Source organism: Isoptericola haloaureus (assembly GCF_036689775.1).
GTDB classification, from domain to species: domain Bacteria; phylum Actinomycetota; class Actinomycetes; order Actinomycetales; family Cellulomonadaceae; genus Isoptericola; species Isoptericola haloaureus.
In genome coordinates, this window is record NZ_JBAGLP010000118.1 from 352,336 (window position 1) to 376,456 (window position 24,121).

Sequence of the window (24,121 nt, forward strand, 5' to 3'; positions counted from 1 at the left end):
AGAACTGGGCGACAATGGCGTGCGTGACCACGCAGCCGACACCTCCGCCCGCCGCGCCCGCCACCGCACCGCCCACCGAGTGGGTGCTGACGCTGTCCTGCCCCGACCGGCCGGGCATCGTCCACGCCGTCAGCGGGATGCTCGCCCAGCACGACGGCAACATCACCGAGTCCCAGCAGTTCGGCGACCCGAGCTCCGGACTGTTCTTCATGCGGGTGCAGGTCCAGTCGCACGCCTCGCGCGAGGAGCTGGAGAGCGCGCTGGCCGCGGTCGCCGGCCGGTTCGAGATGTCGTGGCGCCTCGACGTCGTCGGACGCCCCGTGCGCACGCTCGTCATGGTCTCCCGGGCGGCTCACTGCCTGGTCGACCTGCTCTACCGCGAGCGCGACCAGGGTCTGCCCATCGACGTCGTCGGGGTGGTGGGGAACCACCCCGACCTCGCGGACATCGCCGACTTCTACGGCAAGCCGTTCCACCACGTCCCGGTGACGGCGGCGACCAAGACCGAGGCCGAGGACCGGCTGCGGGCCCTGGTGACCGAGCTCGACGTCGAGCTGGTGGTGCTCGCCCGGTACATGCAGATCCTCTCGGACGAGCTGTGCCGCGACCTGGCCGGCCAGGTGATCAACATCCACCACTCGTTCCTGCCGTCGTTCAAGGGTGCGCGACCCTACGCCCAGGCGCACGACCGCGGCGTGAAGCTCATCGGGGCGACCTCGCACTACGTGACCGGCGACCTGGACGAGGGACCGATCATCGAGCAGGACGTCGAGCGGGTCGACCACTCCCGGGCCGTGCGCGACCTCGTGGCCCTGGGCGAGGACGTCGAGCGGCGCACGCTCGCCCGCGCGGTGCGGTGGCACGCCGAGCACCGGGTGCTGCTCAACGGCCACCGCACGGTCGTCTTCCACTGACCGTCGGCGTCCGGGCGAGCGAGGGCCCGGGACGCGCGGGACCGAGGTGAGGACGCCTCGGAGGGGCGGTCGTCAGACGCGAAGTGCAGGTCGCGCAGCGACCGTGAACGCGACCGCCCCTCCGAGGCGTCCTCACCGACCGGGCCTCAGCCGACCGAGACCTCGACCAGCGTCTTCCACGGGTCGTCGAAACGGAGCGTCCGTCCGTCGTCGCGCACGGGGACGCGCGCGTGCCGCAACCGGTCGCGCAGCGCGTCGACGTCGTCCTGGCCCGGCACGGTGAGCGCCACCTGACCGAGCCCCAGGGACGCCGCCCGCGGCCCCGCCCCGGCGCTGTTCCACGTGTTGACCGCCAGGTGGTGGTGGTAGCCGCCGGCCGCGACGAACAGCGCACCGGGCAGGTCCGCCATGATCTCGAACCCGAGGGTGTCGACGTAGAACTGCCGGGCGGTCGGGACGTCGCCGACCTGCAGGTGGACGTGCCCCACCTGGGCGCCCTGCCCAGCGGCGCCGTCCAGCGCCGACTCGCTGAGGTGCTGCTGCAGGTAGGCGTTCGGGTCGAACCAGTCCGTCCCCATCGCCACCCGGCCGCCGGACCGCTGCCAGGTCTCGCGCGGCCGGTCCCAGTACAGCTCGATGCCGTTGTCCTCGGGGTCGGTGAAGTAGAACGCCCGGGAGACCCAGTGGTCGGCGTTCCCGACGAACCGGGACAGCGGGTGCCGGGCGGCGTGGGCCACCGCGGCCGCCAGCGCCTCCTCGGTGTCGAACAGGACGGCGGTGTGGAACAGGCCTGCCTGGTGCCGCGACGTCGCCGGCAGCCCCGGCGTGTGCTGCAGCACGACGACGGGCGTGCGCCCCCGCCCCAGGACGACGCGGTCGGGCGCTCCGAGCCCGGGCAGCTCGGTGAGCGCGATCGCCTCCCGGTAGTACGCGCTCATCGCGGCGAGGTCGCCGACGTGGAGCGTGACGGCTCCCATCGTGGTCTCGGGGGCGAGGAGATCCTCGGGACGACCGGTCGCGGGGTGCATGAACGGCTCCTGGGTGCTGGGGCGGGTCGGGGGTGAGGGGGTGCGGGGACTCAGAGCAGCGCGAACCCGGTGGTCCACGAGGTCTTCTCGCCGGCGGCCAGGGTCAGCTGCAGGAAGCCGAGCGCCTCGAGCTCGCGGGCTCGCGCGAGGGAGCCGGCGTCGACGACGCGCACGGCCGAGCCGTCGAAGGCCGCGGTGAAGGTGGTCTTGGCGTCGGCGTCGTCGCCCGCGACGAGCACGGTGGTCGGCACGTCGCCCACGGTGCCGGTGGCGAGGGTGGCGGCGAAGTTCGTGTTGAACGCCTTGAGCACGGAGGCACCGGGGAGCGCGGCGGCCAGCTCGGCGGCCGCCGAGGAGTCCGCGGGCACGACCAGGGAGTCGAAGGTCGAGAAGTCGAGCGGGTTGGTGATGTCGACGACGGTCCGGCCGGCGAGCTGGTCGCCGTAGGTGGCCACGACGTCGTCCAGCGCGGGGTACGGCAGGGCGAGGACCACGACGTCACCGGTCAGCGGCTCGCCGAAGGCGGTGGCGGTCACGGCCGGGTCGACGGCCTGCGCCGCGGAGCCGTCGCGGGTCACGACCTGGACCGGCGTGCCGGCGGCGAGAGCGAGGCGGGCGATGGCGGCACCCATGTTCCCGGCGCCGATGATGCTGATGCTGCTCATGACTCTTCTCCTTCGGTGGGACGTCGACCCGATTGGTTGACGCTACAACGAAGATAGGACGCTATAGTTGTCGTGTCAACCATTACGGGAGGGAGACATCTCCATGGACGACGGCGCACCCCCGCGCTGGCTCGACGACGAGCAGATGCGCAGCTGGCTCCGCCTGCAGGCCGTGATCGGTCTGCTGCCCGCCCTGCTGGACCAGCAGCTGCGGCGCGACGCCCAGCTGACCCACTTCGAGTACCTGACGCTGGCGATGCTGTCCGAGGCCCCGGACCGGTCGCTGCGCATGAGCGACCTCGCCCGGCTCACCAGCGCCACGCTGCCGAGGCTCTCGCACGTCGCGCGGCGGCTCGAGGAACGGGGCTACCTGGACCGCGGGCCCGCGCCCGACGACCGGCGGGCCACCGTCGCGCACCTGACCGAGGACGGGTGGGACAAGGTCGTCGCGAGCGCTCCGGGCCACGCCCGCACGGTGCTGGAGACCGTCTACGACGACCTCGACCCCGAGGACCTGCGAGCCCTGACCCGTGTCCTCGACGCGATCCTGGCGCACGTCGACCCGCACGACACGTTCGGCCTCGCCGACCACGAGCGCCGCTGAGACGACGACGTCCCGGGGACCGGGCCGGCCCCCCGCGGAGGTGCGGCACCGGACGCCCGGGACGGCGTCGGTCGGCGTCAGCCGGCCGAGATCTCCTCCTCGGTCAGGTAGCCGCTGGCCACCAGGACCTCCTCGATGTCCCGGCGGTACACCGTCTCGATGTCCAGGGTGTAGGTGGGCACCACCTTGACGCGGTTGTCGTAGGTGGTGGTGTCGGTCACCTCCGGCTCCCCGCCGTCCAGGTACGCCAGGGCCGCGTCGACCGCACGGTCGGCGAGCACCCGGGTGTCCTTGAAGATCGTCGAGTGCTGCATGTCCTGACGCATCAGCTGCACCGAGCCGGCCTCGGCGTCCTGACCGGTGACGACGGGGAGCCCCTCGTCGAGGGTCGGGCCGATCCCCCACAGCCCGAGGGCCGCGATGACCCCCCGGGAGATCCCGTCGTACGGGGAGAGCACCCCGTGCAGCTCGGTGCCGTCGTCGTAGTACTGGGACAGCAGGCTGCCCATCCGGTCACGGGCGGTGTCCTCCGACCAGCGGTAGGTCTCGGCGAACGCGACCTCGGTCTGGCCGGACGGCACCCGCAGCGTGCCGTCGTCGAGGTAGGGCCGCAACGTGTCCATCGCGCCCTCCCAGAAGATCAGCGCGTTGTTGTCGTCCAGCGACCCGGCGAACAGCTCGATGTTGTAGGGCCCGCCGTCGCCCGTGGGCGCCCCGTCGGCGTCGACGACACCGAGCCCGCGCAGCAGGGCCTGGGCCTGGGCGACCCCCACGCCGTAGTTGTCGAAGGTGACGTAGTGGTCGACGTGCTCGGAGTCCAGCAGGAGCCGGTCGTAGGCGATCACCGGGATGCCCGCCGCCTCGGCCGCGGCCAGCTGGTCCACCAGCCCGGCGCCGTCGACGGCCGCGACGATCAGCAGCTCCACGCCGTCGTCGATCATCTCCTGAACCTGGTCGGCCTGCCGGTACTGGGCGATGTCGTCCCCGGCGTACCGCAGGTCGACCTCGTACCCGGCCCCCTCCAGGCCGTCGGCCAGCGTCTCGCCGTCGGTGATCCATCGTTCGGAGGACTCGGTGGGCATCGCCACACCGATCGTCTCCGTCCCGTCGAGCACCCCGCAGCCCGACAGGGCGAGCACGCCCGTGCTGACCAGTGCGGCAGCCGCTGCTGCCACTCGTCGCGTCATCGCGTTCCTTTCGCTCGGCCCGCCCGTCCCTGGGCGGGCCCGTCTCGTTCCTCGTCGTCAAGAAACCACGCAGCGCGACGTCACGGTTCACGCACCGTCACGCGGTGGGCGACGGCGGCACCGCCGTCGGACCCGTCGGTGGCGCGGGCGGTCGCCCGGCCCCGGCGGGACAGTGTCAGGCCGCTCCGGTGATGGCGGCCAGGATGGACTCGTGCGACGCCGTGGCCGGGAAGGAGCCGTTGTTGCGCCCGTGGCGCAGCACCTCGATGCGGTCGGCGACCGCCCGGACGTCGTTGAGGTTGTGGCTGATGAGGATCACGCCCAGCCCCAGGTCGCGCAGGCGCTGGATGTGGGTCAGCACCTCACCGGTCTGCGCCACCGACAACGCCGCCGTGGGCTCGTCGAGCACCACGATGCGCGGGTCGCCGATGAGGGTGCGGGCGATCGCGACGGCCTGCCGCTGCCCCGCCGAGAGCTGACGGAGCGTGGTGCGCACCGAGGGGATCCGCACCGTCAGCCGCTGCAGCAGCCGGCGGGTCTCGACCTCCATCTCCCCCTCGTGCATCAGCCCGAGGCGGTTGCGCTGCTCGCGGCCGAGGAACACGTTGGCGGTGACGTCGAGGTTCTCGCAGACGGCCAGGTCCTGGAACACGCTGGCCACGCCGAGCTCGTTGGCCGCCGACGGCGAGGAGATGGTCACCGGCCGACCGGCGATCTCGATCTGCCCGGCGTCCGGCGACAGCACCCCGGCCACGACCTGCGCCAGTGTCGACTTGCCGGCACCGTTGTCCCCGACGAGCGCCACCACCTCGTGGGCGTGCACCTCGAGGTCCACGCCCACCAGCGCCTCGACGGCACCGAAGTACTTGCTCACCTCGTGCAGGGCGAGCAGGGGCGTGCGGGACTGTGGCGGCCTCATCGTCCAGCCATCTCCTCGTCGGTGCGGTCATGTCGGTCGAACACGTCGGTGTGCTCGAGAGCGAGCGCGACGGCACCCACCAGCTCGGCCCGCGTCCCCAGCGCGGAGGGGACGACCTCCGGGCCTCCGGCCTGGTTGAGCACCGTGCGCCGTTCGAGCGCCGCACGCAAGGGTGCCAGAAACGTCTCCCCCGTCGCTGCCAGCTCACCGCCGACGACGACGCCCTGGATGCCCAGACCCGTCGCCAGGGCGGCGACGACACCGCCGACACGTTCCCCCGCGTCGGCCACGATCTCCCGGCATCCCGGGTCGTCGTCGCCGGCCAGGCGCACGACGTCGCGCAGGGAGAGGTGGCCGTGACTGGTCTGCAGAGGCTCCAGCAGCGCCGGCAGGCCGACCACGGTGTTCAGGCAGCCCCGGCTGCCGCACAGGCAGATGCGTCCGGCCGGGTCGACCTGGACGTGCCCGATCTCCCCGGCCGTGCCGTCGACCCCGCGGTGCACCGTCCCGCCGATGACGAGTCCGGCCCCGACACCGTGCGCGACGCTGATGTAGATCATGTCGCGCCACGGTCGGCCCACGCCCATCGTCGACTCGGCGAGCGCACCTAGGTTCGCGTCGTTGTCGACGTACACGGGCCGGGCGAGCCGCTTCTCCAGCACCTGGCCGATCTGGACGGCGTCCCAGCCGCGCAGCACACCGCGGACGCTGAGCATCCCGGTCGTGGGATGGACCGGCGCCGGGACGCCGAGCCCGATGCTGAGCAGCTCGTCGAGGGTCGACCCGATGCGGTCGAGCAGGTCGACGACGAGGAGGGCGGCGCGGTCGAGGCTCGTGTCGGAGCGGTGGTCGGCGGGCAGGGGCAGGCTCTGCTCGGCGAGGATCTCGTGCGCGACGTCGGCGATCGCCACCCGCATCGTGCGGTACCCGACGACGACGCCGGCCACGAGGCCGACCCGGTGGGCGAGCGTGACGAGCTGGGCCCGCCGGCCGGACCGGACGGTGTTGCGGACCTCGACGACCTCGGCGGCCACGAGCTCCTTGACGATGGTCGACACCGTGGCCGCGGACAGCCCCGTGGCGCCCGTCAGCTCCACCTGGGTGAGACTCCCGTGCTTCTTGACCGCGTCGACCACTCGAGCACGGTTGGCCTCCCGCAGCGACGACTGCGTCCGCGCCATGGCCTGCCGTCCCTTCACGAGCGGTGAGTCTAGGCGTCGACGACGGGCGGCCGGGGGACCTCGCCCCCGACCGCCCGCCGTCGTGCCGGATCAGCGTGCCGAGGCGGCGCGCTTCTTGTTCCAGATGTCGAAGGCGACGGCGAGCAGGAGCACGAGGCCCTTGACCACCTGCTGCATCGACTGCGGCACACCCATGAGCTGCATGCCGTTGGACATGACCGCCATGATCAGACCACCGATCATCGCGCCGCCCACGCGGCCGATACCGCCGGTGGTGGAGGCACCACCGATGAAGCAGGCGGCGATCGCGTCGAGCTCGAACATGTTGCCGGCGCCCGGCTGGGCGGCGTTCATGCGCGAGGAGTACACGATGCCGGCCACGGAGGCCAGGACGCCCATGTTGACGAAGACCCAGAAGTTGATCCGGCGGACCTTCACACCGGACAGCTCGGCGGCGTGCCGGTTGCCGCCGACGGCGTAGATGTGCCGGCCGAAGACGGACTTCTGCGTCACCAGCGCGTAGACGATGATCAGCACCGCCAGGATGATGAGCACCAGCGGGAGCCCGCGGTAGGTGGACAGCTGGTAGCCGAACCACATGACCACGGCCGCGACGAGGACGATCTTCAGCACGAACAGGCCCATCGTCTCGACCTGCTGCTGGTAGGCGATCTTGCCCTGGCGGCTGCGCCACTGGCTGATGGCGTAGCCGGCCACCGCGATGCCGAAGATGACCAGGGTGAAGACGTCGAAGCCCATCCCGCCGAGCAGACCGTTGAGGAACCCGTTGGCGATCTCGTAGTAGGTCCCGCCGAACGGCGAGAGCGAGACGTTGTCGAGCACCAGGTAGGTCAGGCCGCGGAAGAGCAGCATGCCGGCGAGCGACACGATGAACCCGGGGATGCCGACGTAGGCCACCCAGAATCCCTGCCAGATGCCGACCAGCAGGCCGACGACGAGGGCAGCGAGCACACCGACGTACCACGGCATGCCCATCCTGATGACGACCACCGCCGACACGGCCCCGGTGAGGGCCACCACCGATCCGACCGACAGGTCGATCTGTCCGGCGACGATCACCATCACCATGCCGATCGCGAGGATCAGGATGTAGGAGTACTGCAGGATGATGTTCGTCAGGTTGTTCGCGCTGAGGAAGTTGGGGTTCAGCGCGGCGAAGAGGATCACGAGCGCGGCGAACGCGATGAAGATGCCGCTCTCGCGCAGGTGCCGGGTCGCGAGGTCCCGGGCTCCGGCGATGACGTTCATGAGATCGATTCCTTCGTGGGCAGGGGCTGGTCGCGCTCGAGGGTCATGAGCTCCATGAGTCGTTCCTGGGTCGCCTCGGCGACCGGGAGCTCACCGGTGATCCGGCCGAAGGCCAGCGTGTACACGCGGTCGCAGATGCCGAGCAGCTCGGGCAGCTCCGAGGAGATGACGATGACCGCCTTCCCGGCGGCGACCATCTTGTTGATGATCGTGTAGATCTCGTACTTGGCGCCGACGTCGATGCCGCGCGTCGGTTCGTCGAGGATGAGCACGTCCGGGTCGGTGTACAGCCACTTGGACAGCACGACCTTCTGCTGGTTGCCGCCGGACAGCTTGCCGACGTTCGCCAGCACGTGGGGCGTCTTGACGTTGAGCGACTCGCGGTACTCCTCGGCGACCTTCAGCTCCTCGTTGGCGTTGACCCACCCGCCGGGCGCGAGCTGGCGCAGCCCGGCCGAGGAGATGTTGTGCCGGATGTCGTCGAGCAGGTTGAGCCCGTACCGCTTGCGGTCCTCCGTCGCGTACGCGATCTTGTGGCGGATCGCCTCGGACACGTCCCGGACCTGGACGGCCCGGCCGTCCTTGTAGACGGTTCCACGGATGTTCCGCCCGTAGCTGTGCCCGAAGACGCTCATGGCGAGCTCGGTGCGGCCGGCACCCATGAGGCCGGCGATCCCGACGACCTCGCCGGCACGGACGTTGAAGGAGGCGTCGGAGATCACCTGGCGCCCGGCCTGGGTCGGGTGGTCCACGCTCCAGTTCTCGATCCGCAGCACCTCCTCGCCGATCTCCGGCGTGCGGTGCGGGTAGCGGTTCTCGAGGTCACGACCCACCATGCCGCGGATGATCCGGTCCTGCGTGGAGTCCGGCTCGGACATGTCGATCGTCTCGATCGTCTCGCCGTCGCGGATGATCGTCGTGCGGTCGGCGATGTCCGCGATCTCGTTGAGCTTGTGCGAGATGATGATGCAGGTGATGCCCTCGTCCCGCAGCGCTCGCAGCAGGTCGAGCAGGTGGGCCGAGTCCGTGTCGTTCAGGGCGGCGGTCGGCTCGTCGAGGATGAGCAGCCTGACCTTCTTCGACAGCGCCTTGGCGATCTCGATGAGCTGCTGCTTGCCCACGCCGAGCTGCTGCACGGGCGTCATGGGGTTCTCGTGCAGCCCGACCCGCTCGAGCAGCTCGGCCGCGCGGTGGTTGGCGTCGTTCCAGTCGATCAGCCCGAGGGGGCCGCGCTTCTCGTTGCCGAGGAAGATGTTCTCGGCCACGGAGAGGTACGGCACCAGGGCGAGCTCCTGGTGGATGATGACGATGCCCTGGTCCTCGGAGTCGTTGATCGACCCGAACCGCACCGTCTCGCCCTCGAAGACGATCTCGCCGTCGTAGCTGCCGTGGGGGTAGACCCCCGAGAGCACCTTCATCAGCGTCGACTTGCCGGCACCGTTCTCGCCGCAGATCGCGTGGATCTCCTGCTCGCCGACGTCGAGGTCGACTCCGGACAGCGCCTTGACGCCCGGGAACTCCTTGGTGATGGAGCGCATCTCCAGGATCGTGCTCATGTGCGCCCTCGTCCCTCCTTCTGGGTGTGCCCGCGGACCGGCGACGCCGACCGCGGTCCCTGGCCGGGCCCGCTCCCGCCACCGCGGTGGCGGGAGCGGGCCCGGTGGTCAGGATCGGATCACTCGGCCTGGCCGGCGTCGATCTCGTCCTGGGTCCAGTAGCCGCTGTCGACCAGCAGCTCGGTGATGTTGTCCGCGTAGACGGTGTCGACCTCGAGGAGGTAGGACGGGACGACCTTGACGCCGTTGTCGTACGTCTCGGTGTCGTTCGCCTCGGGCTCCTCGCCCGCGAGGAAGGCCTCGGTGGCGACCACGGCCTGGTCGGCCAGCTTGCGGGTGTCCTTGAAGATCGTGGACTGCTGCACGCCGTCCTGGATCAGCTTGACCGAGGCGATCTCGGCGTCCTGGCCGGTGACGACGGGCAGGCCGTCCTCGATCGTGTCGCCGAAGCCGGCACCCTTCAGGGCGGTGATGATGCCGCGGGAGAGGCCGTCGTACGGGGACAGCACGCCGTGCAGCTCGGTGTCACCGGAGTACGTGGAGGTGATGAGGTCCTCCATGCGCTTCTGCGCGGTCTCCTGCTGCCAGCGCAGGATGGCGGCCTGGTCGAACTCGGTCTGGCCGGACGGGACCTCGAGCGCACCGCTGTCGAGGAACGGCTGGAGCGTGTCCATCGCGCCGTTCCAGAAGAAGGTCGCGTTGTTGTCGTCGGGCGAGCCGGCGAAGAGCTCGACGTTGAACGGGCCCTCCTCGTCGGTCGGGTTGCCGTCCTGGTCGGTGAGACCCAGCCCGTACAGGAGAGCGGTCGCCTGGGCGACGCCGACCTTGTAGTTGTCGAACGAGACGTAGAAGTCCACGTGCTCGCTGCCGTTGATGAGGCGGTCGTAGGAGACCACCGGGATGTCTGCGGCGGCGGCGGCCTCGAGCTGGCTCGTCAGGGCCGTGCCGTCGATCGCGGCGATGATCAGCGCGTCGACGCCGCCGGTGATCATGGCGTCGATCTGCTGGGTCTGGGTGGGGATGTCGTCGCCCGCGAACTGCAGGTCGACGCCGTAGCCGGCCTCCTCGAGGCCCGACTGCACCGCGTTGCCGTCGGCGATCCACCGCTCCGACGTCTCGGTGGGCATCGCGACGCCGACGCTCAGGTCGCCGCCTTCGGCCGCGGAGTCCCCGCCGTCGCTGCTGCCGCTGTCGCTGCCCGCGCCTTCACCCGCGCAGGCGGTGAGGGTGAGCGCCAGCGCCGCACCCGCGGCGACCACGCCCATCTTCTTGCCGAGTCGCATCCTCGCGCTCCTTCTCGTCGTCGAGGGTCCCCCCGGCGGCGACCTTCACCACCGGTGCCCACGGAGGGCCGGACCGAAGCCACCGTCGCGGTGACCGAAGACCACTGTGCTGACTTCGGGACTCGAAGTCAATGCCGGAACGGCGCGAGAGAATCACGATCTGGTTACAAAGTGAGCGTTCACACCGCCGCCGCAGGGTCCGATTTGACCGGATAACGCTGTCCGTTGGGTTCGGTGCTCGAACTTATGCCGGGGTGTCACCCCCGAAGCCGCCCCAGATGATGGCACGCCACCCGGCCCCGGTGCCATGCTCAGACATGGACTCGGTGACGGTGCCCGGGCTGACGATCACGTACCGCCGGGCGGGGTCCGGTGCCCCGCTGGTGCTCCTGCACGGCGGTTTCGGGTTCGACAGCCGGTCCTGGGCCCCGCAGCTCGACGCCCTGGCCGACGCCTACGACGTCGTCGCGTGGGACGCCCCGGGAGCGGGCGGGTCCGACGACCCGCCGGAGGACTTCACGCTCGGCGACCATGCCGACGTCCTCGCCGGGTTCGTGGCGGCCCTGGACCGGGGCCGACCCCACGTCCTGGGACTGTCGTTCGGCGGCGGGGTGGCGCTCGCCCTGGCGGCACGGCACCCGGACGTGCCGCGCTCCCTCGTCCTCGCCGGCGCCTACGCCGGCTGGTCGGGTTCGCTCCCGCCCGACGAGGTCGACCGCCGGCTCCGACGCGCCGCCGACGACGTGAACCGCGACCCGCACGAGTGGCTGCCGGAGTACCTGCCCGGCCTGCTGACCCCATCCGCACCGGACGCTCTGCGGAGGCGGACCCTCGGCCTGATGTCCGGGGTCCACCCGCGCGCGAGCCTCACCATGCTCGAGGCCATGGCCGGCGCCGACCTGCGTGACGCCCTCGGGAGCGTCCGCGTGCCCACGCTCGTGCTGCACGGCGAGCTCGACGTCCGCGCGCCGCTGCCCGTTGCCACCGCCCTCCACGAGGCGATCCCCGGCGCCCGCCTCGTCGTGCTCCCCGCGGCCGGTCACCTGAGCAACCTCGAGACTCCCGAGGCCTTCACACGCACGGTCCGGGCCTTCCTGGCCGGTGTCCGCGGCTGAACCCCGCCGGGGAGCACGACGGCGGGCGGGCCCGCTCCCGGGCCCGCCCGCCGTCCGCCCTGGTCAGGCGGTGGGTTCGACCAGCACCGCGACGGTCCGCGCCGGCACCGTCACGCTCCCGGCCTCGCCGTCCCAGGAGGTCTCCTGGACGACGGGGTCGACGCCGCCGGCCTGCACCGGCGAGAGCTCGAAGCCCCGTCCGGCGAGGTCCGGCAGGTCGATCGTGGCCGCCTCGGGCGAGGCGTTGAACACCACGAGCGCCCCGTCGAGCGCCGGGTCGACGTCGGCACCGACCGTGTCGTCGATCGCCATGACGATGACACCCGGGACGGCGTCCGGGCCCGAGCCGGGGAAGGAGACCTTCTCACCGATGAGCTCGGCCGACCCCAGCCGGAAGAGCTGCGTCGACGAGCGCAGCTCCAGCAGCTCCCGCGCCTGCGCGGAGGCCGTGGCGATGTGCTCCGGCGTCGGCTTGAGCGCCGGGTCGGCCAGCAGCGGCGCCATGAGCGGCCATTTCTCCTCGTTGTCCGCGGCCATCGGCAGACCCCGGGCGAACCCGTTGTCCTGGCCCGACCAGTCGATGGCGTTGAACCAGTCGCCGGAGTCGTAGGAGTTGCGGTCCAGCGACTTCGAGCGGAGCAGGTCCGTGCCGGCGTGCCAGAACGACGGCGTCTGGGCCAGTGCCGCCGTGCCGAGCGAGACGGTGTTCATCCGGACGCGGTCGTCCATCGAGGTGGCCTGCGGCAGCTTGAGCGTGAGCAGGTCGAACAGCGTCTCGTTGTCGTGGGCGTCGACGTACGTGACGACCTCCTCCGGGGACTCGGCGTACCCGGCCGGGGAGCCGCGGTAGTCGAGGTCCTCGCCCCGGGTCGTCTCGCCGTCCGAGGTGAGGAACGTGTAGTCCCGCAGGTTGCCGGCCAGCCCCAGGCGGACCAGGTCCGTCTGGTGGGCGAGGTCGGCCGCCTCGTCGTCCCCGCCGTCGTTCACCGTGCCGGGCTCGCCGGTCCGGGCCTCCCGACCGTTCGGGTCGGTGAACAGCCCGGTGCCGAAGCCCTGGGTGAACGTCGACGGACCGTCGAGGGGCGAGCCGCCGTGCACGGCGTCGCGGAGCCGGTCGCTGAACGTCCCGATCCCCGTGCCGCCGAGCTGGCCCTGCGTGGCCTGCGTGAACAGGGCGTTGTTGGCCACCTCGCCGAAGTTCCAGCCCTCGCCGTACAGGTAGACGGCCGAGCCGTCCACGCCGTCCTCGTCGACCGTCAGCGCGTCGAGCGCCTCGCGGACGGCGAGCATGTTCTCGCGCGAGTGGTGACCCATGAGGTCGAACCGGAAACCGTCGACCTTGTAGTCGCGGGCCCAGGTGACGACCGAGTCGACCATGAGCTGCTCGGCCATGGCGTGCTCGGTGGCGACGTTCTGGCAGCAGGTGCTGGTCTCGACGGCGCCCGTGGTCGCGTTCAGCCGGTGGTAGTAGCCCGGCACGACCTTGTCCAGCACCGACGTCGAGGCCTGGCCGCTCTGGGCGGTGTGGTTGAACACCTGGTCGAGGACCACCTGGAGCCCGGCCTCGTGCAGCGAGCCCACCATCGTGCGGAACTCGGCCACGCGGGCCCCGCCCTCACGGTCGACGGCGTAGGAGCCCTCCGGCGTGGTGAAGTGGTACGGGTCGTAGCCCCAGTTGAAGGCGTCCTGGCCCTGCACCTCGGCCACGGCGGCCTGCTGCTCCGTGGAGTCCGGGGCGAACCCGGACAGGTCGCCGGTGGTCTTCTGGTCGGCCGGGTCCTCGGTGATCGAGGCGATGTCGAACGTCGGCAGCAGGTGCACCGTCGTCATGCCGGCCTCGGCCAGCTCACGCAGGTGGGTCATGCCGTCCGAGTCCGACTCGGCGAAGGCCAGGTAGGAGCCCCGCACCTCCTCGGGGACCGTCGAGTCCTCGATCGAGAAGTCCCGCACGTGCAGCTCGTAGATCGTCTGGTCGACGGGCCGCTCCACGACGGGCTGGGCGCTGGTGCGCCAGACCTTCGGACGGAACTGCTTGTCGTCCAGGGACACGACCACCGAGTGCGTCGAGTCGGTGGTCAGCGCCACCGAGTACGGGTCGGTGACGACGTTCGTCTCCATCCTTCCCGGGTTGCCCCCGTGTCCCGGAACGTACACCTCGACGGCGAACTGGTACCGCGCGCCGTACCAGGGGTACTCCTTGTCCTCGGCCTTGCCGTCGAGCAGCCAGGTGCCGTCGGCGGCCCGCGCGGCGTCGAACCGGTCGGGCTCCTCCCCCAGGTCGCGACCCGCGGGCCAGACCAGCAGGTCGACGTCCTGAGCCGTCGGTGCCCACAGCGCGAACGTCGCCCACTTGAGGTTCGGCTGCACCGTGACCCCGAGCGTACGTTCCGCAGCTTCCTTGGCGTACAGGTCGTCCAGCACGCCCGGCACCTGCACCCCGGTGGCGGCGGTGAGGGTGTCACCGTCGGTGCGGGTCACCAGCAGCTGGCCGGTGAGCAGCTCCTCGACCGTCGCGCGGTCCAGGGCCTCGCCGTCCGACGTCGGCACGAGCGCCGTGTGGTCGGCGAGCGCCGGGAAGTCCTCGGTCACGCCGTCCGGCAGGTCGCCGGGCTCGAGCGTGTAGGAGGCCGCAACCGCAGGCAGCTCGCCGCCGTCGGGTCCGGTCACCGTGTCACCGTCGTCACCCGACGAGACCTCGAGGCCGCCCTCGGGGGCGGTCCACAGGGTCCACACGTCGCCGCTGCCCAGGTCGCCCGGGGCGAGCAGCAGGTCCTCACGCACCCAGTGCGCGGCCTGCTGGCCCAGACCCGCCAGCGGCGGGTTCTCGGTGCCGATGGTCAGCTCGTGGGTGGCGATGTCGTAGGAGAACGTCACGGTCTCACTCTCCCCCACGGAGAAGGAGTAGTTCGCGCCGTCACGCGCCCCGTCGACCCCGTAGTTCTCGGCCCAGCTCATGCCGTGGGCCACCTTGACCTCGTAGGCACCACCCGGGAGGGCGTCGGTGGACCAGGTGTAGACGCCGTCGCCGTCCGGGTCCTTGGCCCAGGTCGCGAGGCACTCGGGCTGCCAGTCGCCGGGGCAGCCGGCCTCGTCCTGGTAGGAGCCGGGCAGCGTGACGATCGGGCCCTGGGCGGTCGAGGAGAAGTCCGTGCTCACCGGGTCCCAGTAGAAGGTGATCTCGCCACCGTCATGGGTGTACGTGGCGTTGGGGCCGTTCTGCTCGCCCCCGGCGCCATAGTTGAGGTCCCACGAGCCGTTGATCGCGACCTTGTACTCGTAGTCGCCGGCCGGCACGTCGAAGGTGCCCTCGTACACGCCGTCGGCGCGCTCCGTGAGGCGGGCGTTCTCGCAGTCCGGCGTCCAGTCCCCGGCACAGCCCATCTCGCTGTTGTGGCTGCCGGGCACGGTCACCATGTCGATGTCGCTCGGGGGCTCCTCCTCGCCGGCCACGCCGGAGACGTCGACCCCCACGGAGGCGAACGTCGAGGCCGCGGCACGGTCGCCGTCGGCGTCGACGGTGACCGCGCGGTACTCGACCAGGGTGCCCTCGGGCAGGCCGGCCGTGGTGTGGAAGACCCGCGGGGTGGTGTCCTCGGCGGTGCCGAGCGGCTGCCAGTCGGTGGTGCCGACCTCGCGCCAGGCGAAGGAGGTCTCCGCCCAGGCGTCGTCGATCGCAGCGCGCACCGGGGCGTCACCGGACACGGCGGCACCGGCCGCCGGCACCTCGACGGCGATCTCACCGGCGGTGTCCGCACCGACCGTGCGGTCGGCGACCAGCACGACGGCGGAGGTCGCCGGGACCGTCACCGTCACCTCGCCCGCGGCGTCGGCCGTGACCTCGCCGGTCTCCCCGTACAGCGCGCTGTACGTGGCCCCCGGGGTGAGGGTGGTGAAGGTGGCCGTGCGCTCCTCGGAGGCGTTGTTCAGCGCCACGAGGTGCTCGACCTTCTCGTCCCGGTCGACGCGGCTGACGGCGTAGACACCATCCGTGCCGTCGTCCGCATCGCCGATGTAACGCTCGATCTGCGCACCCTGCCCCAGCGCCGGCGTGCCCTCCCGCAGCGCCGAGAGGTCGGCGATCAGCGAGTACAGCGGGGCGTCGGTGTCGTACCGGTCCTGGCTGCCGGCGGTCTCGCCGGTGACCAGCTCCTGGTTGGCGTAGGAGTCCACCTGGGTGGCGAACAGCGTCTGGCGGGCGTCCTTGTCGCCGCCGCTGCCGGCGAAGCCCTGCTCGTCGCCGTAGTAGACGACGGGCTGGCCGCGCGTGAGGTACATCAGCTCGTGGGCGAGCTCGTCACGTGCCAGCGGGTCGTCGGTGCTGTTCAGCATGTAGCCGACGCGGCCCATGTCGTGGTTGCCGAGGAAGGTCGGCAGCGCGGCCGCGGAGGTGTCCGGCGTCGTGTACCGGTCGTCGCCGGCGAACATCCCGGCGAGTCCCTTCGCGCTGTTGCCGCTGGCGTAGCTGGTGGCCGAGGCCTGGAAGGCGAAGTCGAGCACCGAGCTCATGTCGGTCTCGCGCACGTACGGCGAGAGCAGCTTCGGGTCGGCGTCGTACACCTCGCCGAACATGAAGAACTCGTCCTTGCCGGCGGCGTGGGCGTAGTCGAGGACCTCGGTGGTCCAGGTGTCCCAGAACTCGCGGTCGACGTGCTTGACGGTGTCGATGCGGAACCCGTCGATGCCGAGGTCGACCCAGTCCTGGTAGACCTCGACGAACCCGTTCACCACGGTCGGGTGCTCGGTCATGAGGTCGTCCAGGCCGGAGAAGTCGCCGTAGGTGACGGACTCCCCGCTCCAGGTCGAGTTGCCGCGGTTGTGGTACAGCGTCGAGTCGTTGAGCCAGGCCGGCACCTTGAGGTCGGCGTCGGCGTCGGCGACCACCGGCGTGTAGGGGAACGACGTCGTGGCGTCGAGCTCGGGGAAGTCGCCCGTGCCCGCGTAGTCGGCCGGGTCGAAGGTGTTCCCGGCGGCGTCGGTGTATGGCGAGGTCGCCTGGTCGACGTACGAGTACTCGCCCTCGGCGTAGTCGACGACGTCGGCCGTGTGGTTGGTGATGATGTCGAAGTACACCTTGATGCCGCGCGAGTGGGCGTCGGCGATGAGCGCCTCGAGCTCCGCGTTGGTGCCCAGGTGCGGGTCGATCTGCGTGAAGTCCGTGATCCAGTACCCGTGGTAGCCGGCCGAGACGTCGTCGCCGCTGCCCTGGACGGGGCGGTTCTTGAACGACGGGGTCAGCCAGATGGCCGTCGTGCCCAGCCCCTCGATGTAGTCGAGGTTCTCGTGCAGACCGGCCAGGTCACCGCCCTGGTAGAAGCCCTTGTTCGTCGGGTCGAACCCGGACACGAGCGGGTCGTCGCCGAGCCCGGCGGTGTCGTTGGTGGTGTCCCCGTTGGCGAACCGGTCCGTCATGACGAAGTAGAACTGCTCGTCGCCGCCGGCCTGGCGGGCCGGTGCCGCGACCAGCGCGTCGTCCGTGGCGGCGTCGTACTCCCCCGCGAGGCCGAGCGGGGTCAGCGCGGTCAGGTGCGTGGCGTCGTCGTAGGTGACGCGCAGGCGGGTGTCGCCGCCGAGCACGAGGGGGGCGTTGTCGCCGCCGCCGTCGCGACCGTAGGCCTCCTCCCAGGAGTCGTCGATCGCGACCTTGTACTCGTAGGTGCCGGCGGGCACGTCGAACTCGGCCGTGTAGGTGCCGTCGCCGGCGGGCGCGAGCTCGGTGGCGTCGCACGCCGGGTCCCAGTCGGCGCCGCAGCCCAGCTCGGACTGCAGGTCACCGACGAGAGCGACGGACCGGTCGGCGGCGCTGGCCGCGGGGACCCCCGCGAGCGCCAGCCCGCCGGCCACGGCGGGGACGGCCACGGCGAGCGCCGCCAGGGAGGCGACCGCGCGTCGTGGTGCTGCGTGAGGTGGCACCGCGTGTGGTGGCGCAGGGGGGCGGGTGGCACGGGCCATGGAGGACTCCTTCGTCGACCGGGCGCGTCGATCGCGACCTGCGGAGGACTGTACCGTTGCTGCAACCTTGCAGCAACGGTCAGAGCCCTGTGCCCGCCGAGCATGGTCGGCGGGGCAGGTCAGCCGGCCAGGTGTCCCCAGCGACGCTCCAGCTCGGCCCACGGCCCCACCTCGACCACGCGTCCCTCCAGCAGCACGACGACGCGGTCGGCGCGGGCGAGCGCCGCGCGCTTCGAGGTCGAGCCGATCACCGTGAGCCCCTGCTCGCGCAGCGCCGTCCACAGCTCGACCTCCGTCGCCGCGTCCAGGGCGCTGGACACGTCGTCGGCCAGCAGCACCTCGGAGCCCGTCGCCAGGGCCCGCGCCAGGGCGAGCCGCTGCACCTGGCCGCCCGAGAGCCGCACCCCGCGGTGCCCGACCACCGCGTCCGCGCCTCCGGCGTCGGCGACGTCCGGCGCCAGCCGGGCGACGTCCACCGGCCCCACGACGTCGCGCGCGTGGTCCAGCGTGACGTTCTCGGCGAACGTCCCCGACAGCACCCGCGGCACCTGCGCGACGTGGGCCACCCGGGCCGGACGCAGGAAGGTCTCGGCGTCCAGGACCGGCTCACCGTTCCACCGCACCTCGCCCCGGTGCTGCATCAGCCCCGTCGCGGCGGCGAGCAGGCTCGACTTGCCCGACCCGACCGGGCCGAGCAGCAGCACGAGCTCGCCCCGCTCCACGGTCAGGTCGACGCCGGACACCCCGATCGTGCCGTCGTCGTGCACCGCCTCCAGGGACTCGAGGTCCAGCCGCGCGAACGGCGCCGACGACGCCTCCGGCGGGGCGGGAGCCGGGGCGGTGCCCGCGGCCAGGTCGACGCCGTCCGGCAGCCGGGTCAGGTCCGCGCCGGCGGCGAACGCCTGGGTCGCACGCAGCCACGCGCGGGTCCCCGGCGCCTCGGTGATCACCGCGCCCGCCACGACCCCGAAGTACGCGAACCCGCTCACGGCGGCGGTGACCAGCAGCGTCGTGGCGAGGTCCCACGTCCCGGCGAGCAGCAGCGCCCACGCGGTCACCACACCCGCCTGCACCATGACCGTCGGGATGCCGTCCAGGACGGCCTGCACCCGGTGCTCGCGGACGGCCGCCCCCACGCGCCCGGCGTCGACCTGACGCAGGTGGTGGTGCACCGCCGGGATGCGGGCCGCGAGCTTGACGGTGCGCGCCGCGTCCAGGGCCGAGACCAGGGCCCGGCCGAACCCCGCCCGCGCCTCGGCGGACCGGGTCGCCGTCCGGCCGGCCACGGGACGACCCACCAGCGCGCACGCCGCCGTCACCGCCATGACGGCGAGCAGCACCAGACCCGCCAGCGCCGAGCCGCTGACGGCCCAGGTGACCAGGACGACGGCCAGACCGTTGAGCAGGTCGACCCAGCGGTCCACGTAGAGCACGAACCGGTCGCCGTCGAGCGCGCGGGCGACCACCTCCCCCGCCGGCGAGCGGCGCAACCGGTGCCGTCGGGTCTGCCCCACCAGCACGCCGACGCGCACCCGCAGCAGCATCTCGATCCACCACGACGGGTACAGCCGCACCGCGACCGCCAGGCACAGCGGCGCGGCGAGCAGCATGACCACCAGGGCGGCGGTCAGGGGACCCGGCGAGCCGCCGGCGGCGACCGTCTCGACGACGCGGCCCCAGAGGTAGCCCGCAAGCGCACCCTGGGCCGCGAACAGGCTGCTGAACAGGAACAGCACCGCTCCCGCAGCCCCCCACCGCGGTCGCGTGGCCAGGGCGTGCAGGACGCTGCGGGCCAGCCCGGGGCCAGCTCCGGGATCGGTCAGCACGGGCGGGTCGCCGACCCGTCGCCGGCCCCCGACGGCCCCCGACCGCAGCCCGGGGGCCGTGCCGTCGTCGGCCACGCCCTCGCCGGCCACGCGGTCGTCGGGCGCCACGGCTCCGCCGTCGGCAGGGGCGCCGTCGACGAGCGCGTCGTCGCCGGCACCGCTGCCGGCCGCGAGCAGGTCGCGGAACGGGCCGTCCCGGTGGACCAGGTCCTCGTGCAGCCCCTGCTGCACCACCCGGCCGTGGTCGAGCACCACGACGCGGTGCGCGCGCCGCACGGTCCCGAGCCGGTGGGCGACGATCACACCGGTCCGGCCCGCGAGCAGCCGGTCGGCGGCCGCGACGACCCGGGCCTCGGTGTGCGGGTCCATGCGCGCGGTCGCCTCGTCCAGGACGACCAGGTGCACGTCCCGCACGAGCAGGCGGGCGAAGGCCACGAGCTGCTCCTCCCCCGCCGACAACGAGGTCCCGCCGGGTCCGAGGAGCGTGTCCAGCCCGTCGGGCAGCCCGGCCACCCAGTCGGCCAGCCCGAGCTCGCGCACGGCGGCGGTGACGTCGGCGCGCGGCAGGTCGGCGAACAGCGTGATGTTCTGCGCGAGCGTGCCCGCGAGGATCTCGGTGCGCTGCGTGACCACGCCGACGCCCGCGCGCAGCCGCTCCAGGTCGGCGTCGCGCACGTCGACACCGCCGATGAGGACGGTGCCGCGTGGCGGCTCGACCGCCCGGGACAGCAGGGAGGCCAGCGTCGTCTTGCCGGAGCCGGTCCGCCCCACGAACGCGACGGTCTGGCCGGCCGGCACGGACAGCGACACGTCCCGCAGCGCGAACGTGCCCTCGGTGTAGGCGAAGTGCAGCCCGCGCACCTCGATGTCGAGCGGACGGTCGGGCAGCGGCTCGCCGCCGGACGGCTCGGGCTCGGAGTCCAGGAGCTGGCGGATCCGCACCACGGCGCCCAGCCCCTCCTGCAGGTCCGGCAGGTGCTGGGCCAGCCGGTCCACCTGCCCGACGAACAGGGACGTCGCCAGGAACAGGGTGACCAGCCGGTCGACCGGCATGCCGCCGTCCACCGCGAGCGCCACCCCGGCCACGACGACGCCGGCCAGCAGGGCGTGCAGCAGCACGCCGACGCGTGCCAGCAGCCGCGTCTCGACCCGCACCACCGCGAGCAGGGTGCGGTGCACGCGCGCGGACATCTCCGCCAGCCGGCGCAGCGCGAACGCCTGGCCCCCGGCGGTGCGCAGGTCGTCCCGCGCGGCGACGCCCTCCTCGAGCACCGCCGCGTTGTCGGTCCAGGCGCGCTCCTCGACGACCTTGCGGCGGGCGATCTCGTCCAGCAGCGGCCGCACCGTCCACCAGGTCACCGCGCCGAGCAGGGGGAACAGCACCGCGGCCGGCCACCAGGTCGCCCCCGCCACCACCCAGATCGGGACGAAGCCGACGACGGTGCGACCCATGCCCCAGAGCTGACGCCGCGCGAGCGCTCCGACGGCGTGGGTGTCGTCGTCGACCCGGTCGAGGATCTCCCCGACGGCCTGCTCGGTGAGGACCCCGAGCGGCTGGTGCAGGGCGGCACTGAGCAGGTCGCCGCGCAGGCGGCCCTCGGCGCGGTCGACGACGCCGGCCCAGGCCACCTGGCCGGCGGCGTCGAGCAGGGCCCCGCCCACCAGGCACAGCGCGAGCAGCGCGACACCCGCCGCCGTCGGGTCCTGGGCGAGACCGCCGGCGACCACCGTGCCGAGCGCCGTCCCGACCGTGCCGATCGCGAGCGCGACGAGGGCTGCGGCGCCGACGGGGCTCCGCAGGCGCCGCCAGTCGAGCCGCCGCGCCGGGTCCTCCGCGACCGCCGGCGGGCGCGCCGGGGGCGCGGGGACGTCGATCATGCTTCGAGGCTAGAGCGGCCGACGACGGCGCTCGACTCCTTTTCCTCGGGCCCCCGGGCCCCCGGCGGTGCCGGTCAGACGAGTCCGAGCGACCGCACCGTGTCCCGCTCGGCGACGAGCTCGGCGACGCTGGCGTCGATGCGCTCGCGCGAGAACGCGTCGAGCTCGAGGTCCTCGACCACGTGCCAGGCGCCGTCCGACGACGTCACCGGGTAGGAGCACACCAGCCCCTCGGGCACGCCGTACTCGCCGTGGGAGACCAGACCCGCGCTGGTCCAGTCACCGGCCGGGGTGCCGTGCACCCAGTCGTGGACGTGGTCGATGGCCGCGTTCGCCGCCGACGCGGCCGAGGACGCCCCGCGGGCGTCGATGATGGCCGCGCCGCGCTTGGCGACGGTGGGGATGAAGTCGTCGGTCAGCCACGCCGTGTCGGCCGTCAGCGTGCCGCCGGGGCTGCCGGCGACGTCGGCGTGGAACAGGTCGGGGTACTGCGTGGCCGAGTGGTTGCCCCAGATCGTCAGGCGGCGCACCTCGGACACCGGTACGCCGGCCTTGTGCGCGACCTGGGACAGCGCCCGGTTGTGGTCCAGCCGCGTCATCGCCGTGAAGCGGTCGTCCGGCACGTCCGGGGCGTGCGAGGACGCGATGAGGGCGTTGGTGTTGGCCGGGTTGCCGACCACGAGGACCCGCACGTCGTCGGCGGCACCGTCGTTGATCGCCGTGCCCTGCGGCCCGAAGATGCCGCCGTTGGCCTCGAGCAGGTCGGCCCGCTCCATGCCGGGCCCGCGGGGACGGGCGCCGACCAGCAGCGCGACGTTGGTGCCGTCGAAGGCGCGGGTGGCGTCGTCGTCGATGTCGATGCCGGCCAGCAGCGGGAAGGCGCAGTCGTCGAGCTCCATGGCGGTGCCCTCGGCCGCCTTGACCCCCTGCGGGATCTCGAGAAGCTTGAGCCGCACGGGGGTGTCCGGTCCCAGCATCGCGCCCGAGGCGATGCGGAACAGCAGGGCGTACCCGATCTGACCGGCGGCTCCGGTCACGGTGACGTTCACAGGAGTCCTCATGGGCCCACTCTGGCGTACCCGGCCGTCGCCGTCATCCCCTCCGGACGTCGGATCCGACGAAACACCCGGACCGCGCGGTAGCGTGCACCCCGGACGGCACCGGTCGACCGCGCGACGTCCAGGTCGTGCTCAGGAACCGCTGCCAGCATCGCCGCCGCGTCCCCGGTGGGCGCCGGCACACTTCACCGACGAGCAAAGGACACCCATGGCCGCGCAGACCGTGACACCGCACGACGTCGAGACGACGCCGCCACCGCCCCGGCTCTTCACCCGGATGGCGGCGGAGGCCTTCGGCACCTTCGTCCTGGTCCTCGGGATCGTGGGGACGGCGACGTTCAACGTCGCCAACGGCGGGCAGATCATGACCGTCGCCCTGGCCGGCGGGATCGCCCTCATCGCCGCCATCGCGGCCGTCGGCCACCTGTCCGGCGGTCACTTCAACCCGGCGGTGACCTTCGGCCTGACGCTGGCCGGCCGGTCCCGGTGGGTCGACCTCGCGCCCTACTGGCTCGCCCAGCTCGTCGGCGGCGCGGCCGCGGGCGCGCTGATGCTCCTCATCATTCCGGACGGCTACGGCGCGCTCGTGGGATCGGCGTCGTCCGGCGAGGTCCTCGCCGCCACCGCCAACGGCTACGGCGACCACTCCCCGATGAACACGCTCACCCAGGGCGGGGCCACCTTCGACCTCGCGACCGCCGCGATCGTCGAGGTCCTCATCGCTGCGATCTTCGTCGGTGTGATCCTCGGCGTGACCAACGAGCGCGCCAAGATCACCTACCCGGCGGTGGTCATCGGGCTGACCCTGACCGCCCTGCACATCGTGTCCTGGCTGGTCACGAACACCGGGTTCAACCCGGCCCGGTCGCTCGCGTCGGTCGTCTCGCCCGACGCCTGGGGCGAGGGCAGCGTCGGCAGCCAGCTCTGGCTGTTCGTCGTGGCCCCGCTCGTGGGCGCGGCCCTCGCGGCCCTGTTCGCCCGGGCCTTCGCGCCGCTGCCGGCCGCACCGACGGCGGCCGACGGCTGGGGCGAGCAGCCGGGCACCGCCCCGGCGACCGCCGAGGCGGCGACCGTCGCCGCCGTGGCCTCCGCCACCGCGGCCGCCGTGGTCGCCGAGGAGACCGAGACCGAGGACTCCGCGACCACCGGCGACGACTCGACCGAGGACTCCGCCGAGACCGCGACGCAGGACGACGAGGACGACAAGCCCACGACGACCTGATCGAGCCGCCCCGCCACGACGGGGCGGGAGCCGACGCACGCCGGGTGCCGGTCCGCAGGGACCGGCACCCGGCGTTCGTGTGCGCGGGGTCTCAGACCCCCGGGGCCGTCAGGGCCAGCACGGCGATCACGGTCGCGGCCCCCCAGCACAGGAAGACGTCGAACCCGCGGCTGCGGATCGCCAGGCCGGCGGGCCCGCCCGGCGCCACCGCTCGCCAGGTGCCGGCCACCGCGAGGGTCCCGGCGATCGTCAACGATCCCAGGCGCGCGCCGACGAGCAGTCCGAGCAGCACGGCCAGCAGGATCCCGGCGAGCACCACCAGGATCGCCGGCACCGGGCTGGGCGCGTCGCGGCGCTGCCGGGGGCCGGCGTCGAGGGAGTGCCAGGACGGCTGCGGGGTGTCGGGAACCACGGCGTCGAGACTACCTGGCGCGACCCACGCCGGAGCGCCCGGCGGTTAGGTTGGA

General features: G+C 72.5%; 16 protein-coding genes. 4 read left to right on the forward strand and 12 right to left on the reverse strand.

Features of this window, described 5'->3' with window-relative positions; translation table 11 throughout:
- Window positions 1–14: 14 nt before the first annotated feature.
- Entirely contained in the window at window positions 15–914 is a 900-nt protein-coding gene (gene purU, locus V5O49_RS11755) for a formyltetrahydrofolate deformylase (RefSeq protein WP_405001174.1), read from the forward strand.
- Between the two features lie 146 nt (window positions 915–1,060).
- Here the strand turns inward: purU and V5O49_RS11760 are convergent, their stop codons facing one another.
- Both V5O49_RS11760 and V5O49_RS11765 read right to left on the reverse strand, forming a co-directional pair.
- Window positions 1,061–1,942, reverse strand: coding sequence for a VOC family protein (locus V5O49_RS11760; protein WP_278236643.1), 882 nt, complete (start codon window positions 1,940–1,942; stop codon window positions 1,061–1,063).
- A 50-nt stretch (window positions 1,943–1,992) separates the two neighbouring features.
- Window positions 1,993–2,607, reverse strand: a complete 615-nt coding sequence (locus V5O49_RS11765) for an NADPH-dependent F420 reductase (protein WP_332902399.1) — start codon at window positions 2,605–2,607, stop codon at window positions 1,993–1,995.
- A 103-nt stretch (window positions 2,608–2,710) separates the two neighbouring features.
- Here V5O49_RS11765 and V5O49_RS11770 point away from each other — a divergent pair, with 103 nt between their 5' ends.
- On the forward strand, window positions 2,711–3,211 hold the full coding sequence (locus V5O49_RS11770) for a MarR family winged helix-turn-helix transcriptional regulator (protein ID WP_332902400.1): 501 nt from the start codon (window positions 2,711–2,713) through the stop codon (window positions 3,209–3,211).
- 77 nt (window positions 3,212–3,288) lie between these two features.
- On the opposite strand, the gene V5O49_RS11775 is transcribed toward V5O49_RS11770, so the two are convergent.
- From V5O49_RS11775 to chvE, 6 genes are all read right to left on the reverse strand, one after another.
- The gene (locus V5O49_RS11775) at window positions 3,289–4,398 is read right to left on the reverse strand and encodes a sugar-binding protein (protein ID WP_332902401.1); all 1,110 of its coding nucleotides are present in this window, start codon (window positions 4,396–4,398) and stop codon (window positions 3,289–3,291) included.
- A 175-nt stretch (window positions 4,399–4,573) separates the two neighbouring features.
- The gene (locus tag V5O49_RS11780) at window positions 4,574–5,317 is read right to left on the reverse strand and encodes an ATP-binding cassette domain-containing protein (RefSeq protein WP_278236639.1); all 744 of its coding nucleotides are present in this window, start codon (window positions 5,315–5,317) and stop codon (window positions 4,574–4,576) included.
- Entirely contained in the window at window positions 5,314–6,498 is a 1,185-nt protein-coding gene (locus V5O49_RS11785) for an ROK family transcriptional regulator (protein WP_405001191.1), read from the reverse strand. Before V5O49_RS11785 ends, V5O49_RS11780 begins: the two co-directional genes overlap by 4 nt.
- Before the next feature lie 90 nt (window positions 6,499–6,588).
- The gene (mmsB, locus tag V5O49_RS11790; protein WP_332902403.1) at window positions 6,589–7,767 is read right to left on the reverse strand and encodes a multiple monosaccharide ABC transporter permease; all 1,179 of its coding nucleotides are present in this window, start codon (window positions 7,765–7,767) and stop codon (window positions 6,589–6,591) included.
- Window positions 7,764–9,323 carry a multiple monosaccharide ABC transporter ATP-binding protein gene (gene mmsA, locus V5O49_RS11795; RefSeq protein ID WP_278236636.1) on the reverse strand — a complete coding sequence of 520 codons (1,560 nt, stop codon included), beginning with the start codon at window positions 9,321–9,323 and terminating at the stop codon, window positions 7,764–7,766. Before mmsA ends, mmsB begins: the two co-directional genes overlap by 4 nt.
- Window positions 9,324–9,442: 119 nt before the next feature.
- Window positions 9,443–10,606, reverse strand: coding sequence for a multiple monosaccharide ABC transporter substrate-binding protein (gene chvE / locus V5O49_RS11800; protein WP_332902404.1), 1,164 nt, complete (start codon window positions 10,604–10,606; stop codon window positions 9,443–9,445).
- A 317-nt stretch (window positions 10,607–10,923) separates the two neighbouring features.
- On the opposite strand from chvE, the gene V5O49_RS11805 reads away from it, so the two are divergent.
- Window positions 10,924–11,721, forward strand: coding sequence for an alpha/beta fold hydrolase (locus V5O49_RS11805; protein ID WP_332902405.1), 798 nt, complete (start codon window positions 10,924–10,926; stop codon window positions 11,719–11,721).
- A 63-nt stretch (window positions 11,722–11,784) separates the two neighbouring features.
- On the opposite strand, the gene pulA is transcribed toward V5O49_RS11805, so the two are convergent.
- The 3 genes from pulA to V5O49_RS11820 form a co-directional block, all read right to left on the reverse strand.
- A complete protein-coding gene (gene pulA / locus V5O49_RS11810) occupies window positions 11,785–17,670 on the reverse strand; it encodes a pullulanase-type alpha-1,6-glucosidase (RefSeq protein ID WP_405001175.1) in 5,886 nt (1,961 codons plus the stop codon).
- A 119-nt stretch (window positions 17,671–17,789) separates the two neighbouring features.
- Window positions 17,790–21,374, reverse strand: a complete 3,585-nt coding sequence (locus tag V5O49_RS11815) for an ABC transporter ATP-binding protein (RefSeq protein ID WP_332902407.1) — start codon at window positions 21,372–21,374, stop codon at window positions 17,790–17,792.
- A 74-nt stretch (window positions 21,375–21,448) separates the two neighbouring features.
- Window positions 21,449–22,435, reverse strand: a complete 987-nt coding sequence (locus V5O49_RS11820; RefSeq protein ID WP_278236631.1) for a malate dehydrogenase — start codon at window positions 22,433–22,435, stop codon at window positions 21,449–21,451.
- A gap of 205 nt (window positions 22,436–22,640) precedes the next feature.
- On the opposite strand from V5O49_RS11820, the gene V5O49_RS11825 reads away from it, so the two are divergent.
- Window positions 22,641–23,654, forward strand: coding sequence for an aquaporin (locus V5O49_RS11825; protein WP_332902408.1), 1,014 nt, complete (start codon window positions 22,641–22,643; stop codon window positions 23,652–23,654).
- Window positions 23,655–23,745: 91 nt separating this feature from the next.
- Here the strand turns inward: V5O49_RS11825 and V5O49_RS11830 are convergent, their stop codons facing one another.
- Window positions 23,746–24,066: a DUF3017 domain-containing protein gene (locus tag V5O49_RS11830; RefSeq protein ID WP_332902409.1), complete on the reverse strand. Its 321-nt coding sequence runs from the start codon at window positions 24,064–24,066 to the stop codon at window positions 23,746–23,748.
- Window positions 24,067–24,121 lie beyond the last annotated feature (55 nt).